14 protein-coding genes are annotated in these 16,712 nt (G+C 60.0%); 6 read left to right on the top strand and 8 right to left on the bottom strand.

Features of this window, described 5'->3' with window-relative positions:
• Window positions 1-18: 18 nt before the first annotated feature.
• Complete coding sequence (locus tag P9292_RS09115) at window positions 19-1,590, bottom strand: methyl-accepting chemotaxis protein (RefSeq protein WP_244830679.1); 1,572 nt, start codon at window positions 1,588-1,590, stop codon at window positions 19-21.
• Between the two features lie 335 nt (window positions 1,591-1,925).
• Here P9292_RS09115 and P9292_RS09110 point away from each other — a divergent pair, with 335 nt between their 5' ends.
• The 6 genes from P9292_RS09110 (at window position 1,926) to P9292_RS09085 (ending at window position 7,969) form a co-directional block, all read left to right on the top strand.
• A complete protein-coding gene (locus P9292_RS09110) occupies window positions 1,926-4,007 on the top strand; it encodes a bifunctional diguanylate cyclase/phosphodiesterase (protein ID WP_250494610.1) in 2,082 nt (693 codons plus the stop codon).
• 163 nt (window positions 4,008-4,170) lie between these two features.
• On the top strand, window positions 4,171-5,136 hold the full coding sequence (locus P9292_RS09105; protein ID WP_250469430.1) for a hypothetical protein: 966 nt from the start codon (window positions 4,171-4,173) through the stop codon (window positions 5,134-5,136).
• Between the two features lie 119 nt (window positions 5,137-5,255).
• A complete protein-coding gene (locus tag P9292_RS09100) occupies window positions 5,256-5,960 on the top strand; it encodes an arylsulfatase (RefSeq protein WP_309958630.1) in 705 nt (234 codons plus the stop codon).
• Window positions 5,961-5,986: 26 nt separating this feature from the next.
• Window positions 5,987-6,694: a substrate-binding domain-containing protein gene (locus P9292_RS09095; RefSeq protein ID WP_309958629.1), complete on the top strand. Its 708-nt coding sequence runs from the start codon at window positions 5,987-5,989 to the stop codon at window positions 6,692-6,694.
• Window positions 6,695-6,707: 13 nt separating this feature from the next.
• Entirely contained in the window at window positions 6,708-7,136 is a 429-nt protein-coding gene (locus P9292_RS09090) for a RidA family protein (RefSeq protein ID WP_250494613.1), read from the top strand.
• Entirely contained in the window at window positions 7,133-7,969 is an 837-nt protein-coding gene (locus P9292_RS09085; RefSeq protein WP_309958628.1) for a TIM barrel protein, read from the top strand. Before P9292_RS09090 ends, P9292_RS09085 begins: the two co-directional genes overlap by 4 nt.
• Here P9292_RS09085 and P9292_RS09080 read toward each other — a convergent pair.
• The 7 genes from P9292_RS09080 to P9292_RS09050 all read right to left on the bottom strand — a co-directional run bounded on the left by P9292_RS09080 (window position 7,952) and on the right by P9292_RS09050 (window position 16,703).
• Window positions 7,952-8,914: a LysR substrate-binding domain-containing protein gene (locus P9292_RS09080; RefSeq protein WP_309845644.1), complete on the bottom strand. Its 963-nt coding sequence runs from the start codon at window positions 8,912-8,914 to the stop codon at window positions 7,952-7,954. The two genes, P9292_RS09085 and P9292_RS09080, sit on opposite strands and share 18 nt — an antisense overlap.
• Before the next feature lie 74 nt (window positions 8,915-8,988).
• On the bottom strand, window positions 8,989-9,876 hold the full coding sequence (locus P9292_RS09075; protein ID WP_250527704.1) for an alpha/beta fold hydrolase: 888 nt from the start codon (window positions 9,874-9,876) through the stop codon (window positions 8,989-8,991).
• A gap of 61 nt (window positions 9,877-9,937) precedes the next feature.
• Window positions 9,938-11,614, bottom strand: a complete 1,677-nt coding sequence (locus P9292_RS09070; RefSeq protein ID WP_250494617.1) for a hydantoinase B/oxoprolinase family protein — start codon at window positions 11,612-11,614, stop codon at window positions 9,938-9,940.
• On the bottom strand, window positions 11,611-13,731 hold the full coding sequence (locus tag P9292_RS09065; RefSeq protein WP_309958627.1) for a hydantoinase/oxoprolinase family protein: 2,121 nt from the start codon (window positions 13,729-13,731) through the stop codon (window positions 11,611-11,613). Before P9292_RS09065 ends, P9292_RS09070 begins: the two co-directional genes overlap by 4 nt.
• Before the next feature lie 36 nt (window positions 13,732-13,767).
• Window positions 13,768-15,072, bottom strand: coding sequence for a TRAP transporter large permease (locus tag P9292_RS09060; RefSeq protein ID WP_250469440.1), 1,305 nt, complete (start codon window positions 15,070-15,072; stop codon window positions 13,768-13,770).
• A gap of 12 nt (window positions 15,073-15,084) precedes the next feature.
• Entirely contained in the window at window positions 15,085-15,663 is a 579-nt protein-coding gene (locus P9292_RS09055) for a TRAP transporter small permease subunit (RefSeq protein WP_250469441.1), read from the bottom strand.
• Between the two features lie 47 nt (window positions 15,664-15,710).
• A complete protein-coding gene (locus tag P9292_RS09050) occupies window positions 15,711-16,703 on the bottom strand; it encodes a TRAP transporter substrate-binding protein (protein ID WP_244830653.1) in 993 nt (330 codons plus the stop codon).
• Window positions 16,704-16,712 lie beyond the last annotated feature (9 nt).

Here is a 16,712-nt window from a genome sequence, read left to right as displayed (position 1 = left end):
CGCGCCACGCCCCGACCATCATCCTGCGACCTGGAAGAACGACACCGCATCCACGAGCTTGCGCCCCTGCTGATCGAGCGATTGCGAAGCCGCCGCCGATTCTTCCACGAGCGCCGCGTTCTGTTGCGTCACCTGGTCCATCTGCGCAATCGCCTGGCTCAATTGTTCGATGCCCCGGCTCTGTTCGCTCGATGCCGCCGCGATCTCGCCCATGATGCTGCTCACGCGCGAGACGGCCTGCAGCACTTCGGCCATCGTCGTCCCGGCTTCGCCCGCGAGCGAAGAACCCTCCGCGATACGCACGCCCGACGCGCCAATCAACTCCTTGATCTCCTTCGCGGCGGACGACGAACGTTGCGCCAGGTTGCGCACTTCCGAAGCGACCACGGCAAAGCCGCGTCCTTCCTCGCCCGCGCGCGCCGCTTCAACCGCCGCATTCAACGCAAGGATGTTGGTCTGAAACGCGATGCCTTCGATGATCCCGGTGATATCCGCGATCTTCTCCGAGCGCGTGCTGATCTCCGTCATGGTCGCGACCATGCGCCCCACGGCGGCATTGCCCTGCTGCGCCACCGCCGATGCATCCGCCGACAACGCATTTGCCTGTTGCGCGTGCTCGGCGTTCTGCCGCACGGTCGAGGTCAACTCTTCGACGCTCGCCGCCGTCTCTTCCAGCGATGCCGCTTGTTGTTCGGTACGCGTCGACAGATCGACGTTGCCCGTGGCGATCTGGCTCGATCCCGTGGCGATGCCATCGGCGCAAGAGCGGACATTGCCGATCAGACTGACGAGATTGCCTTGCATCGTGCGCATGGAGGCGAGCACGCTGTGTTGCGGGGCGTTATCCGCGTGCGCGACCGGGCTCAGATCGCCGGAAGCGACGCGCTGCGCGACTTGGCTCAGTGCATCGGGTTCCGCGCCCAAGGCTCGCAAGATGCTGCGCGTGATGATGAACCCCGCGCCCACGGCCAACGAGGCCGCCGCGATGCACGCGGCGATCAGCAGCATGCGCGAGAACGCGTAATCCTCTGCCGACTCTTGCACGAGCTTCGCTTCGCGCTGGCTCGTCAGGTCCAGGTAATCTTGCGTGGCCTTGATGAGCGCGGCGAGCAGCGGACGGCACTCGTCGTTCATCTTCGTAATCGCTTCCTGATGCTGGCCCTTCAGCGCCAGATCGACGATGGCGAGCGCCACCGGTCCGTAAAGCGATTCGACGCGGTCGATCTCCGCAACGCGCGTCTTTACTTCGGCTGAGACATCCGGCGCGCTCGCGACCATTTCCTTGAAGCGGCGCAAATCGCGCTGCACGTCTTCATGCGCCTGAAGGACGGCTGCTTTCTCGAGTTCGAGATCGGCGGGCTTCGTCACGAGCACGAGATTGCGTGCGGCGATCGCGCGCCGGTCCACTGCGGTGCGAATGCTTTCGGCCAGATGCGCGCGCGCGTTGATGCCGTTGACAAAGGACGTAAAGCGCTGGTTCGCTTCGCCGAGCGTCTCGATTGAGAGTGCGGCGACGATCAGCACTGCCGCCGTGAGCAGGCCGAAGCCAATGGAAAGCTTCGTTTTCATGCGCATGGGTTGCAGGTTCATCTCGTTCTTTTCCTTTTTGATGGCAGTGCTGTCGTTGACGCTCGCCGTCCTTTACGCGGCGAGCGCGGGTTCTTTCTTGCATCGCTTACGGCAGCGTCGGGAAAATATGAAGATGAACGAAAGTATGACGATGTTAGCAAACGTTTTACATCGCCCTGTCCAGGATATGTCGCAGGGTGGGTAAGGCTTTCTTCGACGAATGGGATGAATAGAGCCCGGATTTGTCCATGCCTTGGTTAAGATATGGGCTCCTGTCGATGACAGGTCTCCATTCGTCACCGCGATGCTGTTCTCTACCCGGGAGCGACAACGAAAGCCTGCGAAAATAGCGCTCAATGCTCGCTTACTCATATAACCCTTTGCTTGTCGTCTGCTCGCTTCTCGTGGCAATCCTGGCCGCGTACACGGCTTTCGACATGGCAGGGCGTATCGCGCAAGCCAGGGGGCCCGCGGCGCGCTGGTGGCTCATCGGCGGTTCCTGTGCAATGGGACTCGGAATCTGGGCAATGCACTTCGTCGGCATGCTGGCGTTCAGCTTGCCCATCAAGCTGGGCTACGACCCGCTGATCACATTTGCATCGCTTCTGATTGCCGTCGCGGCATCGATGTTCGCGCTCTGGCTCGTCTGTCAGAAGACGCTGCCCGCGTTCAGGATCGTGATCGGGGCGCTATTGATGGGACCGGCTATCGCCGGCATGCACTACACGGGCATGGCCGCCATGCGCATGCGGCCGCCGATCGAATACGACCCATGGCTCACCATTGTGTCGGTGGCCATTGCCATCGTCGCCTCGGGCGCTGCGCTCTGGATTGCCTTTCGCTTGCGTCAGCAGGCGTCGCGGCTCTTGTTTTTTCGCGGCAGCGCGTCGCTCCTCATGGGCTTTGCCATCGTCGGCATGCACTACACCGGAATGGCGGCCGCGCGCTTTCCCACGGGCGCGATATGCGGTGCCGCTAAGGAAGGCGCGGATACCGGATGGCTGGCGGTCGTGGTGATCGTCGTGACACTCTCGGTGCTGGCCATCGCGCTGATCATCTCCGTTCTGGACTTGCGGCTCGAATCGCGCACCGCCGTGCTCGCGGCGTCGCTCGCGGAGGCGAACAAGGAACTTGCCTATCTGGCGCTTCACGACAGCCTTACCGAGTTGCCGAATCGCGTCTTGCTCGAAGACAGACTGGAACAACTGGTGCATGGCGCGCGCGATGCAAAGCGCCGCTTCACGTTGATGTTCATGGACCTCGATGGCTTCAAGGCGGTCAACGACGCGTTCGGACATCATGTCGGCGACCTGTTGCTGATCGAAGTGTCGAAGCGCATCCGCGCCAACGTCAGGTCACACGACACCATTGCGCGGGTCGGCGGCGACGAGTTCGTGCTGCTCTCGAACGTCGACGACGCAACCGTGGCCGCGCAAATCGCCGCGAGCTTGACCGAGACCATTGAGAAGCCGTTTCGCATGGAAGGCGAGGAAGTGCAGATTTCCGTGAGCGTGGGCATTGCGATCTTTCCCGACGACGGTGCGACTCAAGAAGAGCTTCTGAGCAATGCCGATACCGCCATGTATCACGCGAAAGCCCTTGGCCGTAGCGGTTTTTGTTTCTTCGAACCGTCGATGCATGCGGACTCTTACGAGCAGATGCAACTCGCGCACGAGCTTCGCGTGGCGTTGACGCGCGGTGAGCTCGCCTTGCACTATCAACCCAAATTCAAGGCGCCAAATGGTCCGGCGGTGGGCGCGGAAGCGCTATTGCGCTGGAACCATCCCGTGCACGGACTGATGGCGCCCAACCGCTTCATTCCGATGGCGGAGAAGACAGGGTTGATCGTGCCTATCGGCGAATGGGTGCTGAGCGAAGGATGCCGGCAATTGAAGGCGTGGCACGATCGCGGTCACACAGAGTGGACCATCGCGATCAATCTTTCGCCATTGCAGTTCGTTCACTCGGGTCTCGTACGAGCGGTTCGCGGCGCGCTTCGTCGCAATGGCCTGCCAGCGGAATCGCTGATTCTGGAGATCACTGAATCGACGGCCATGCGCGATGTCGAAGTGAGCCTCAAGGTATTGCAACGACTGCGGGAAGAAGGCGTGCAGATCTCTATCGATGATTTCGGCACCGGCTACTCCAGCCTGCTTTATCTCAAGCGCTTGCCCGCCAACGAACTCAAGATCGATCGCGGCTTCGTGCGTGAACTAGCTCACGGTACGGAAGACGCGGCCATTGTTTCGGCCATCGTGGCGCTCGGACAAACGCTCAATCTCAGGATCGTGGCGGAAGGCGTCGAAACTACTGCACAGCAGGCGTTTCTCACGCAACTGGGATGCGACATTCTCCAAGGGTTTTTGCTCGGCAAGCCAATGACGGCCAATGCGTTTATCGCTTCCGTCGCCGATGTCGCATCGACAGGACGCCATTGAAACTTCGTCAGTGACTTTTCCCGCCCATCACGTTAGCTAGCCAACAGAACGCCGACGAGGGTCGATCCGTTACACGTTGCACGGTGCTACTCTCCCGTCATAGTTACCGTAGCGCTGGAACATACGGTCATTCCAAAAGACAAATCCGAGTCGGGGACCGCACATGTTGCGAACGGTGGTCGATCGTGTCAGGCGCTTTCGGCGCAGTGAAGGCTTCAAGCATTCTCTCGCCGCTCCAGTGCGTTTGTCGCTGCATGCGCGACAGCGGCTGAATCGCAATGTGTTCGCTATCGAGATCAGGGAAAACTCCGGCTTTTTTTCCGTGATGCAGATGGTGCTCTTCATCCTCAAGCATTGCGAAGAGAAACGGCTGACACCGCAAATCTCGGCACGCGGCGGTCTCTATGGCGACCCGGAAGGCAAAATAGACTGGTTCTCGGCGCTCTTTGAAAGCGTGCGGGCATCCGGCGATGTGAAGTTGCCGCGCAGAGTGCGAACCTCTACCGTGCGCGATCTCGTGCAACTCGGCTTGCGGCAACGCCATGAAGCGGGTCTGCGGTTGCAAAGTTCGAGCGACTTGTTTCGCTCGCATTACCGGCCGGTTGCAGCCATTCGCGATGAAGTCGATGCAACCTGCGCCAAACTCGATATCGGCCAATCGACACTCGGTGTTCACTACCGGGGCACGGATAAGAAGTTCGAAGCGATGACCTTGCCCTGGGCTGACTTCTGCCGGCTGGTCGAGCAGACCCTCGCGCTCAATCCGCATCTGACCAACATCTTCGTTTCGAGCGATGAGCAGGCGTTCATCGACTTCTTCCGCGCGTGGCCGTTCAATCGCCCGGTCAGTGTCGCACCGGCCAAGCTGCTGTCCACAGGCGACATGCCGGTGCACTTCAGCGGTTATCCGGGTTTGGAGATCGGGCGCGAAGCGTTGGTATCGAGCCTGCTGCTTTCGAAGTGCGGATACCTCGTAAAGATGCCTTCTTACTTGTCGGCATGGTCGAAGATATTCAATCCCGATTTGCCGACTACCTTGGCCGTACCGCCAAAGCCTGACGCGTTCTGGTTTCCCGACAGCCAGATCTGGATCGAACAGGAACAGGTGATGGGCGGCAAGGCGGCGTGAGTCGCGCGCTTGTATAAACGCATGAAGCCTGCTGTCGTGACTCTGACTCAACGGGTGTTGATTTCTTTGCGTTGGAATGCCAACGCGTCATTCGCTACGCTTGAATCGATGCCGGGCGCATGACCCGACAGCCGACCAGCGGCGAATCGACATCCATGAGACATGACCTTTCCATCGTGCTGTTGCACGCCACGCCCGTTGCCATCGCGCCGATACACGACGCGTTCCTGCGCGACTGGCCAGTAGCCAGGCTCACTAATCTTCTCGACGACGGTCTGACCTCGGCCAGAGGCGACAGCAAAGAGCTGCCCGACGCATTGCAGACACGCTTCGTGAATCTCGCGCGATACGGGTACGAAAGCGGCGCGGATGCGGTCCTCGCCACGTGTTCGGCCTTCGGTCCCGCCATCGATGCCGCGGACGCGGCGCTTCCCATACCTGTTTGCAAGCCGAACACCGCCATGTTCGCCGATGCGCTTGCAGAAGGCAGAAACATCGCGATGATCGCAACGTTCGCGCCCGCCCTGCCGACCATGGTGGCGGAGTTCTTCGAGGAAGCATCGAACATGAACCCGCACGCTACGCTAGCCACCTTCGTGGTCGACGATGCAATCGACAAGCTGCGTGCGGGCGACCGCGACACACACAACCGTCTCGTCGCAGAAAAGGCCGCGAGCCTGCATGGCTACGACGCGATCATGCTGGCCCATTTCTCAACCGCTCAAGCACTCGATGCCGTGACTTCAGTCGCGAGTTGTCCGGTATTTTCCGCACCGCGCAGCGCGGTTGCCGATCTGAAGAAGCGCCTGCATTTGTCGCGCTGAAGTCTTTTACCTTCATGGATTCAACGATGCCTACTCCATCGCTCGCGCCAGCCGTTTCGATGATGAGCACGCTCGCGGTCAAGAGGGCGCTCGTCGATGTCGTCATTCCAGCGTTCGAACGAAGTAGCGGCATCCGCGTGCAAGCTATGTTCGATCCAACCAACGTGCTGCAAGAGCGCGTGTCTGCCGGTGAAAGAGCGGACGTGCTGATTGCGACTCGCGCCTATGTGAAGCGTCTCGCCGTTGAAAACGTACTGGATGTACCGACGATGCGCGGGTTGGTCAGAACCGGCGTGGGTGTAGCGGCATCTATGCGGGACGTGCCTCGGTCGATAAGAAGCGTTGAAGACTTGCGCGAGGTTCTGTTGAACGCGCGATCGGTGGCATATTCGAAGACCGGCGCAAGCGGCGTTTATTTCGCCACCTTGATCGAAGAGATGGGCATCGCGGAGCAGGTCAATCAGCGCGCGACCATCATCGAGAAGGGCTTTACGGGCGAATGCATCGTGCGTGGCGAGGCGGACGTCGCCATTCAACAGATGAGCGAACTGGCCATGGTGGCGGGCATCGAGATCATCGGCCCGCTTCCGGAAGAGATTCAGTTCCATACCGACTTTTATGTCGGGATGTTTTCTGGTCGCGCACAATCGGAAGGTGCATGTGCCTTGCTGCAATCCCTTTTCTCCGATACAGCGCGCCACGCGTATGAGCGGCTTGGCCTAACGGTTCTTTGAGGAGACGATATTCATGCAGCGCGCAGACGACAAGCAAACGCCCAGTCACCTCATCACGCCCGTTACGGTGTTCGGCAATCTCGCATTCGTGAGCGGCCAGCTTCCGCGCGAACACGGAGCGATCAAATACAGCGGCAAGGTCGGCGCGGACTTATCGGCGGAAGACGCACGAGAAGCGGCAGCGTTATGTGCAAAAGCATGCCTAGATGCACTCGCGCACGCGCTTTGCGGACATGAGCGCATTGCGCAGATCGTGAAGATCACGGGATTCGTCGCATCGGCGGCGGATTTCACCGGACAGGGCGCGGTGATCGATGGCGCGTCCCGCCTATTGATCGAAACGCTCGGAGAACGCGGCAAGCATGCACGAAGCGCGATCGGCGTGCAGCAGCTTCCGCATGGCGCGGCAGTGGAAGTCGAAATGATCGTGGGGTTGAAATGACTGCACGGTCTTCGCGCGTACGCTTCGCGGCTAATCTCAAATGGCTCTTTACCGAGTTGCCATTTCTTGAGCGATTCGAAGCCGCTGCGTTGCATGGCTTCGCGGCAGTCGAATACGCATCGCCATATGGCTACGATGCCACCGAGCTTCGCAACGTGTTGAGCCAGTGGAACTTGAAACAAGTGTTGATCAACACGCCGGCGGGCGAAAGAGGGGCCGTAGGCTCCAACGGCTTTGGCTGTATTCCAGGCTATGTCGATGTTTTTCGCGAAGGTGTCGATCTCGCGTTGAACTACGCTAACGCGCTGGAGTGCAGCCTGATTCACTTGATGGCGGGCCGAGTGCCAGACGGCTGCTCGCCAGCCGAGGCCGAAGCCGTCTTTCGTTCGAATCTCGCGTGGGCCGCAAAGCGCGCGGAAGGGCAGAACGTAACCTTTGTGCTCGAATGTCTGAACCAGCAAGACGTGCCGGGTTACTTCCTCAAGAGTCTCGCTCAGGCGAGCGCCTACGTCCGCGACATCCCGCAAGGCAACGTCAAACTCCTCTTCGATTTTTATCACGCGGCAATGAGCGGCATGGACGTACTGGATGCGTTCGCCATGCATCGTCGTGACGTGGCGCACATTCAGGTCGCCGACGTACCAGGACGAAACGAACCGGGCACGGGCGACATGTCATGGCCCGCGATTGCACGAGCGATAGCCGATAGCGGCTATTCAGGCTGGATAGGATGCGAGTACCGTCCGCGTGGAACGACTGCCGCCGGACTCGATTGGCGTCAAGCCCTTACGCAAGCCGCAGGCTTGAGCAAGCACTCAGAACATCGTTCTTAGATTGGCCAACTCGAATTCAGCTCGAAGCCATTTTTCAAACACGGCCGCTTCGGCCGAATTGCGCAGACTCGACGAGCGCAGCAGATAGTAAGAGATATTTTCGACGTGGAACTTCGGGTCGGAGAATGGCTCGATCAACCGGCCATCGCGTAACTCTTCTTCCGCGAGGATCTCGCTTTCCAGCACCACGCCCAAGCCCTTTACCGCAGCTTCGATTGCCATGGCGGAGCGGTCGAGCCACAAGTCGTGCGCGGGCTTGACGACGAGGTTGCCTATGCGCCGAAAATAATCGACCCAGTTCAGCGGATTATTGGAGTGGATGAGCGTGGCCTTAGCCAGATCCTTCGGGCTTTTCAGGCCGAGTTCCTCCGCCAGTTGCGGACTGCAAAGCGGCCTGAGCCGTTCGATGAGCAGCGGTTCGGCAAGCTTCAATCCCGGCGTTTGAGGCCCATGCGCAATTGCTATGTCGTAGCGGTTGGCATCGAGTTCATGTGTGTGAAGCGTCGCCAGTCGAACGCGAAACAGCGGGTTCGCTTTCAGGAAGTTCTGCAAACGCGGTTGCAGCCACTTCACCGAGAAGCTATTGGGCACGGCAATCGACAGATGACCGCCCCACGATTGCGGCGCGATAAGACTCGTCGCAGTGGCGATCATGCCGAATGCTTTTTCCAGTTCGCGCGCATAGGTTCGGCCCGCGACGGTCAGCACCGCGCGCCCGGCATGTCGCTGAAAGAGCGGAACGCCGAGAAAGTCTTCGAGTTGCTGAATGTGATGACTCACCGCCGACGTGGTAATGCCGATCTCTTCCGCGCCTTGCGTGAAGCTGCCGTGCCGAGCGGCCGCTTCGAACGCGATCAGCGACTTGAGCGGCGGAAAGCGCACACGGCGCGTGTCCGGAACGGCTTCGGCTTCATCGCTTTCCTTCTTTCTCGAACCGGCCGTCATCTATGCCCCCGTGCCCCGATGACGGCAAGGATAATGCATTGCAGAGCGAAAGACATTCGCAGCATCGACATCGATCAACCGAGACATGTCTCGAAGAAGCGTTTGAGTTCCGCTGCCAGCGCTTCCGGCTGCTCTTCGGGAATGTAATGCCCGCAGTCTTGGATCACACCGCCGCTCAGGTCTTCGCAGAGCGGCTTCATCAGTTCATGGATGGTGGGCGCGCTGCCCACATCGCCTCCAAGCGCGAGCACGGGCTTTTTGATCTTGCTGGCAAAGAGCTTCTGGTTCTGCTTCATGTCCTCTTCGACGGCCCGATAATAGCCGAGCATGCCGCGCAGGCCGCCGAGCGACGCATACGCCTTGACGTATTCGTCGATGTCGGCAGGCTCGAACGTGGCCATTGCGTTGGCGGTCTTCTTGTTGAAGAACCATTCGATCAGCACGCGCTCCTTGCCTGCAATGAGCGCTTCAGGCAAGTCGTCCACCGCGTTGAACAAGAAGTGCCAGCTCTTCCAGTTCGAAGGCGCGGTGACCGATACTTCGGGCCTGAGCGTGATGCCGGGGATGTTGCCATCGATGAACACGATGCCGTCGAGCTCGGCCTCATAGCGATGCGCGTACGGATAAGCAATCCACGATCCGATGTCATGGCCCACATAGAAGTGACGCTCGACACCCAGCGACCGCAAGAGACCATTGATGCGCGCGGCGGCGGTCTCGGTGTCGTAGCCGGTGGTGGGCTTGTCCGAGTAACCTTGGCCGGGCAAATCGATGGCGATGGTACGGTAGGAATCGGCCAGAAGCGGTTGCACGCGACGCCACGCATAAGCGGTCTGCGGGAAGCCCGCCACGAGCACGACCGTCGGGCCGACGCCACCATCCACCATATGAAAGCGGATGTCTCCGCTTCGCACGAAGCGCCTGGTGAAGGACTTGCCGCCAAGGTCTATCACGCCTGACATGTCGGTTCTCTTTCTGAGTGAAGGTGCGTGTTGTGCATTGTATCGGGCCAAAAAGCCGGCTTCACGATGCACCCACGGAGCGCGCGAGCTGACGCGCCTGCCGGGGATAGTTGTCGTCGACGAACTGCGCGCTGATCAGCCCGGCTTCGAGGTCGGCTGCGATGTCATCGAGCGATCTGCGATCCGGGTTGCCGTATCCGCCGCCGCCCGCGTCGCGAATCTCCACGATACCGCCGTCTGGAATGAGCACGCGCGCCTTTGGATCGGTCTCGACATCGTCCACGAAGATGAGCCGATGCGCGCCGGCGCCCGCGCCTGCAAATCCTTTCGCGGCTATCTTGGTCCGCGACGCCATGAACGATGCCTCGATGGGATGACCCGTGTCGTTCCTGATCGCGAAGATCTGACCGTTGCCGCCTTGAAACTCGCCGGGCCCGCCCGAGTCTCTGAGTATCTCTTTCTTGAGGAAGGTGCAGCAAATCTGCTGCTCCCAGAATTCAACCGAGCCGCCGATGATGTTGGCCGGTGCGGGCAAGGCAGGGCGGCCATCGTAACCTGCTAGCGCGCCGTATCCGCCCGCCGAAAAATAGATCGACGAATAGTGCTTTCCCGCGCGCGTCTGGCCGCGAAGATTCATCTGGAACACCATCCCCGAGTCGGCTTGAACGTCGTCGGGGAAGGCCTCGGCCAGCGCATTGAAAATGAGCGGTCCGACGAAATGGCCGAAGACATGCCGCGCACCAGTCGGGTTCGGCCTGAGCGCATTGAGAATGCAGTTGTCGGGCGCCGCTATGGTGACGAAATCGAGTATGGCCTGATTGTTGGGAATGCTGGGCGCGATGAGCACTTTCGTGCAGAAGTAGCAGAACGCGCGTGTATAGCAGATCGGCACGTTGACGCCGCGATTCACCACCGGGTCCGTTCCGGCGAAGTCGTACGCGAAGCCGGAGTCGCTCAACGTGACGGTGACGGAGAGCGAGATGTCGGGGAAGTCCTTTCCGCCTTCGACGGGTATGGTCGCCGCATAACTTCCCTTGGGCATGCGTTCGAGCTTCGCGTTGATCGACTTGCGCGTGAGCGCGAAGATCGCATCGGCGGCGTCGATGGTGGTGGAAAGCTTGTGCTCCACGAGAATCTTGACGAGCCCTTGCGCGCCGACGTTGCATGCCGCGACATTGCAATAGATGTCGCCCAACACGTAATCGACGGTGCGAACGTTGTTTCTGATGAAGTCGAACACGAAGCGATTCTCCACGCCCGCTTCGAAGAGTTTCACGGGCGGAAGCGAGAAGCCTTCCTCGTAGACGTCCTTCGCGACCGAACCCATTCCCACGCCGCCGACATCGGCAAGATGCGAAACGGTCAGGCAGTATCCGGCAATGCGTCCTTCGAAGAACACCGGTTTCACGACGTTGATATCGAACGTATGACCCGTGCCGATCCAGGGATCGTTGGTCACGATGATGTCGCCGTCGCGCAGAGCGGCCGCGTCGAACACATCGAGGATATGAGCAAGCGTGCTGGGGCCGGTTCCCGTGAACGACGGCACACTCGTCGCGCCTTGCGCAATCAGCTTGCCGCGTGCGTCGAAGATCATGCACGAGAAGTCGCCGCTCGCGCGCACCATTGTCGAGAAAGCGGTGCGTTCCATGGCCGAAACCATTTCGTCCGCAACCGAGACGAAACGGGACCAGATGATGCCGGCATCGACCGGGTCCATCTTGACTGTAGCATTCACGACTTAAGCTCCGCGATGAGATCCAGCGTCGATGCAATCCGTGCTTCGGCAAACGCTGGAACGTAGATGGTGGTGTCGTTCTCTTCGATCAGCGCGGGGCCGGAGCGTTTCCAGCCAACCGGCAAGGCGTATCGGTTGAAGACGGGGACTTCGGTCCAGACTTCCGTTGCGCCGTCGCTGATGTAGCAGGACCTGGGTTCCTTCTCCATCCTTGCTGAAGGCGTGAGCGCGTCGTAGCTGAAGTCGCGCACGGACTTGAGATGCTCGGGCAAGGAGACTTCGACCACCCACGTGCTGATCTCGATACCGTAGTCCGGAAACTTCAGGCCGAAGATGTCCTTGTAGGCATCGAGGAATCTGGCGCGAATGTTTGCCGCATTCAGATAACGCCCTTCATCGGATATCTCGACGGTCACTTCCGAGTCTTGTCCTTCGTAGCGCATGCCGAGTTTCACGATGGTCCGCGCGCCGCCATCGACGAGCTGGCTTGCGTATGGTTCGGCCTGCACGAGTCGAGCGACTTCTTGCGCGATGACGTCATCGGTGACATCGGCGAGACTCATCTTTCTCGTTTGCTGCAGGATGATCCCTTCGCTGCTCGCGAACTGGCCCATGGCGGAAGCCACGCCCGCGGCGAACGGAAAGATGACGCGCCGGATGGACAGAAGCTGCGCAATAGGCAACGCATGCACGGGCGACGAACCGCCGGTGCAGACCAGCGTGGCGCGCCGGTAGTCGACACCGAGTTCCGCTGCATGCACGCGAAACGCGCGTGCCACGTTTTCGTTGATGGTGCGATGAATGCCGATAGCCGCGCGCTCCACCGAGATGCCCAGCGGCTCCGCGATGTTCTGCTGAATCGCACGCTTGGCTTCAAACCGGGTGGCGTCGATGCCGCTATTGTGGAAGTTCGCCTCGCCGAGAAAGCCGAGGAAGAGATTCGCGTCGGTGACGGTCGCCGCTTGTCCGCCGCGCGCATAGCATGCCGGGCCGGGAACGGCGCCCGCACTCTTCGGTCCGACGGAGATGGCGCCGCGTTCGTCGATCTCGGCGATGCTGCCGCCGCCCGCGCCAATCTCGATCAAGTCGAGCGCGGGAATGATGAGCGGAAAGCCGCTGCCGGCTTCGAATGCGCCTTCGCGCGCCACTTCGAGGCCCGCTTGCACATCGACCTTGCCGGCGATGAGGAACGCGCCCTTGGCGGTCGTGCCGCCCATGTCGTAGGCGAGCACGGTATCGTCCACGGCACCGCTGTCTTGCGGCGCTGGTGCATTACGCGCGGCGATCTCTCTCGCGGCGAGAACGCCTGCCGCGGGACCCGACTCGATCAAACGGACGGGCGCTCTGACGCAGTGACCGATGGGCAGCGGCAGCCCGGACGACGTCATCATCAAAAGGCGGCCATTGAAGCCCGCGTCGGCGGCTCTCGTCTCCAGGCGCTTCACGTACTGACTCAGCAACGGCTTGGTGAACGCATTCACGGCGCATGTCATCCAGCGCTCGTACTCGCCCGAACGCGGGGCCACGGCGCTGGATGTGGAAATGACGGCATTGGGGAAGGCTTCTGCAAGCCAGCTTTCCACCAACTGCTCGTTGGCGGGGTTTTGAAAGGCATGCAGAAAACAGATGGCGAAGTTCGTCACGCCCGTTTCCTCGACGAGACGGCGCACGTCCGCGATGAGTTCAGCTTGGTCGGGTTGCCGCACGAGATCACCGGTGTAGGCAATGCGTTCACGTACCGATACCTTCAACCGGTGTTTGGTCAGCGGTTTCGGAAAAGCCAGCCTCAGATTCGATACGTTGTAACGATGCTCACGGCCGGTTTCAAGCGTCGTGCCGAAGCCTTCGGTATGCAGCAAAATGAAGTCGTGCCCCTTGCGTTCGATGACGGCGTTGGTGATGACCGTCGTCGCATGCAGGAAGACATCGCAATCCGCGAGGTCCAGTTCCGCATCGCGGCGTAAGTGCTCGAAGCCGGAAAATATCGCTTCTTCCGAGCGTTCGGGCGTGCTCAGGACCTTCGCGGTCGTGACACTTTTCTTCTTGCTGTCCAGCAATACGAAGTCGGTGAACGTGCCACCGATATCGACTGAGATGGCAAACCTAGACGTCATCATATTTTCCATTTATCAGCGAGATACAACAGCGCATGCTCACTTCAAGCCGAGTTGTTCCGGCAACCAAAGCGCGATCTGCGGAAACACGATCAATGCAATGCCGAACAGAATGAGCAGCACGAGATAGGGCAGCGTGGCCTTGGTGATGACGGAGAGCTTCTCTCCCGTGATGCCTTGAATCACGAAGAGATTGAAGCCTATAGGCGGGTGAACCTGAACGATCTCCACCGCGATCACCAGAAAGATGCCGAACCAGATGGCGTTGAATCCGGCTGCGAGAACCATCGGCAGAACAATAGGCAACGTAATGACGATGATCGAAAAGCCTTCGAGAAACGAGCCAAGCAGGATATAGCCGATGAACAGCACGAACAGCAGCGCAACCGGCGACAGGTGCAGTTCCTGCACGAACGTGGCGGCCGCCTGTCCCACGCCGAGAAACGCGGACGCACTGCCGAGAATGGATGCGCCGAGAATGATCAGCGCGATCATGGAACAGGTCTTTACCGCGCCAAGTCCGACTTCCTTCAGCTTTGCAACGCTCAGGTCCTTTTGAAAGCCCGCGATGGCAAGCGCGCCGACCACACCGGCCGCAGCCGCTTCCGATGGCGTGACGAGCCCGCCGTACATGCTGCCGAGAACCGCGCCGATCAATAACGCGACCGGCGCAAGATGTTTGAGCGATGCAAAGCGCTCGCGCCAGGGCATGGTCGCGAAACTTTCTTCCTCGGGAATCAGGCTCTTGTTCCAGGTGGTGTGAATCATGATCCACGCCATGAAGCACGACGCGAGAAGAATGGCCGGTATCAGTCCTGCGGCGAAGAGCTTTAGTACGGAAACCTGCGCCAGCACGCCATACACGATCATGATGTTCGATGGCGGCACGAGAAAGCCCAACGTACCCGCCCCTGCCAGACTGCCCATGGATATCCGCTTGTCGTAGTTGCGTCGATTGAGCTCCGCAAGCGTGACGCGGCCCACGATCTGCGTCGTCGCCGCCGACGAGCCAGAGATGGCGGCGAAGATCGAGCATCCGATGACATTCGAATGCAGGAGCTTTCCAGGCAGCAAGCTCGCCCACGGCGCGAGTCCCTTGAAGAGCGACGTCGAGATGCGCGTTCGAAACAGAATCTCGCCCATGACGATGAAAAGCGGCAAGGCCAGCAGCTCCTGCGTCGTCATCACGTTCCATGCGTACTGAGCGATCAGCCGGTCGACCGGAATGGACCTGAAAATGAATAGCGCGAGCGACCCGGTAATGGCAAGCGTCAATCCAACCCATATGCCGATGGACAGGCCGCCGAACAGCAGCACGGCCATTGTCGTGAGTATCGTTCCCATGTGTCTCAGCCTTCAATGAATCAGGTTCTTGTCTTCGACAGGCTCGTCCAGAAACAACTGGCCGAGGCGCGCGAGTAACTGCAGCGCAAGCAGCATCGCGCCGAACGCGACGAATGCCTTGGGTATCCACAAGGGCGTGCTGCTGGCAAGCGAGCGTTCGTCGGTGAGAAACGCCTGATACGAGAAGTGCGTCATGGCGACCGAGAAGAACGCCGCGAACGCGAAGCCCGCCGCCGCCGATACGCATTCGAGGCCCTTGACGACGCGAGGCGATGCGTTCGACAACAGCACCCTGACGCGGATATGGCCGCCTGCGCGAAGCGTGAGCGCGGCGCCGAACGTGAAGGTCACGGCCATCAGATACGAGCTGTATTCCCATGCGATGGGTATGTCCTTGGGCAACCAGCTCACCACGGTCGACAGCGTCCGCACGACGATGCCGGCAATCATCAAGAGGCATAGCAGGCAGAGGCAGAGGGCGCCGAGCCAGCCATCCAGACGGGCGAGCATATCGATGGAGAACAACGCCTTCTGCACGAACGCACGTCCCTTCGAACTCTCGACATGCGCGCTTGTGTCGATGTTTTCCATGGGCATTGACTCCGCTGTGACCGTGGTTTTCGAAGAGCGGATGCGGCTCACTGCTTGCCGACCGCGGTCAGATAGCTTTTGAGGAGTGGCTTGGCGGCGGGCACCGCGTCCTCGAAGGCGGTCCAACTCGGCTTGCCCTTGGCGGCCATGGCGTCGCGCACGGCCGCGGGCGGCGTGTAGATCTCCATGCCCTTCGCCTTGAGGGTCTCGAAGTTCTTGCTGTCTTCCGCTTTTGCCGCGTCCCAGAACACGGGTTCGAGTCGTGCGACGACGTCTTCGATAGCCTTCTGGTTTTTCGCACTGAGCTTGTTCCAGGCGTCGAGATTGACCGACACGCCTTCGAAGTTCGATTGCCAGTTGACGACGTTGCACGCCTTCTGGAAGTCCCAGAACTGGCCATCCACGGCAGACGATGTCGATGTCGACACGCTATTGATGACGCCCGTCGACAGCGCGGGCACGACTTCACCCCAGGGAATCTGCGCCGGCGATGCGCCAAGGCTGCGGAAGAAGTCGCTGCCGTTGCGGTCGGTCGTGCGGATCTTCATGGTCCTGAAGGTGTCCGAGTTCGACAGTTCGACTTTGGAAAAGACGTTCTGGCCGGGCCAGGGAATGGTGAGCAGCAGCTTCTGATTGAACTTCTTGAATTCGGCGTCGTAGTAGGGCTTCGAGACGGAACGGAAGGTCTTCATCTCATCAAAACCGGATACGAGATACGGTACCGACGATGCCCCGAGAATCGGCGAGATGCCGACTTGCTGCGCGAACTGAAACGACCCGATGGGCACGAGTCCATCGCGAATCACGCTCAACATTTCCGGGCCCTTGAAACCGAGTTGCCCGCCCGCGTGAATGTTGATCTTCACTTCGTTGTTGGTGGCGGCGGCCACTTCAGCCGCGAACTTCTCGTCCAGTTTCGTCTGGTAATTGCCCGGCGCATTCGCGGTGGCGAAGTCCCAATCGACGGCAAACGCAGGGGTTTGCAATGTGAATGCGGCGCTCAGCGCGAAGAAAGCACCTAGTCTTTTCAGTCCGTTCATTTGAACCCT

The sequence above is a fragment of the Caballeronia sp. LZ001 genome (assembly GCF_031450875.1).
Classification (GTDB): domain Bacteria; phylum Pseudomonadota; class Gammaproteobacteria; order Burkholderiales; family Burkholderiaceae; genus Caballeronia.
Note: the sequence above shows the minus strand (reverse complement) of the source record. Positions and strands in the feature narration are given on the sequence as shown.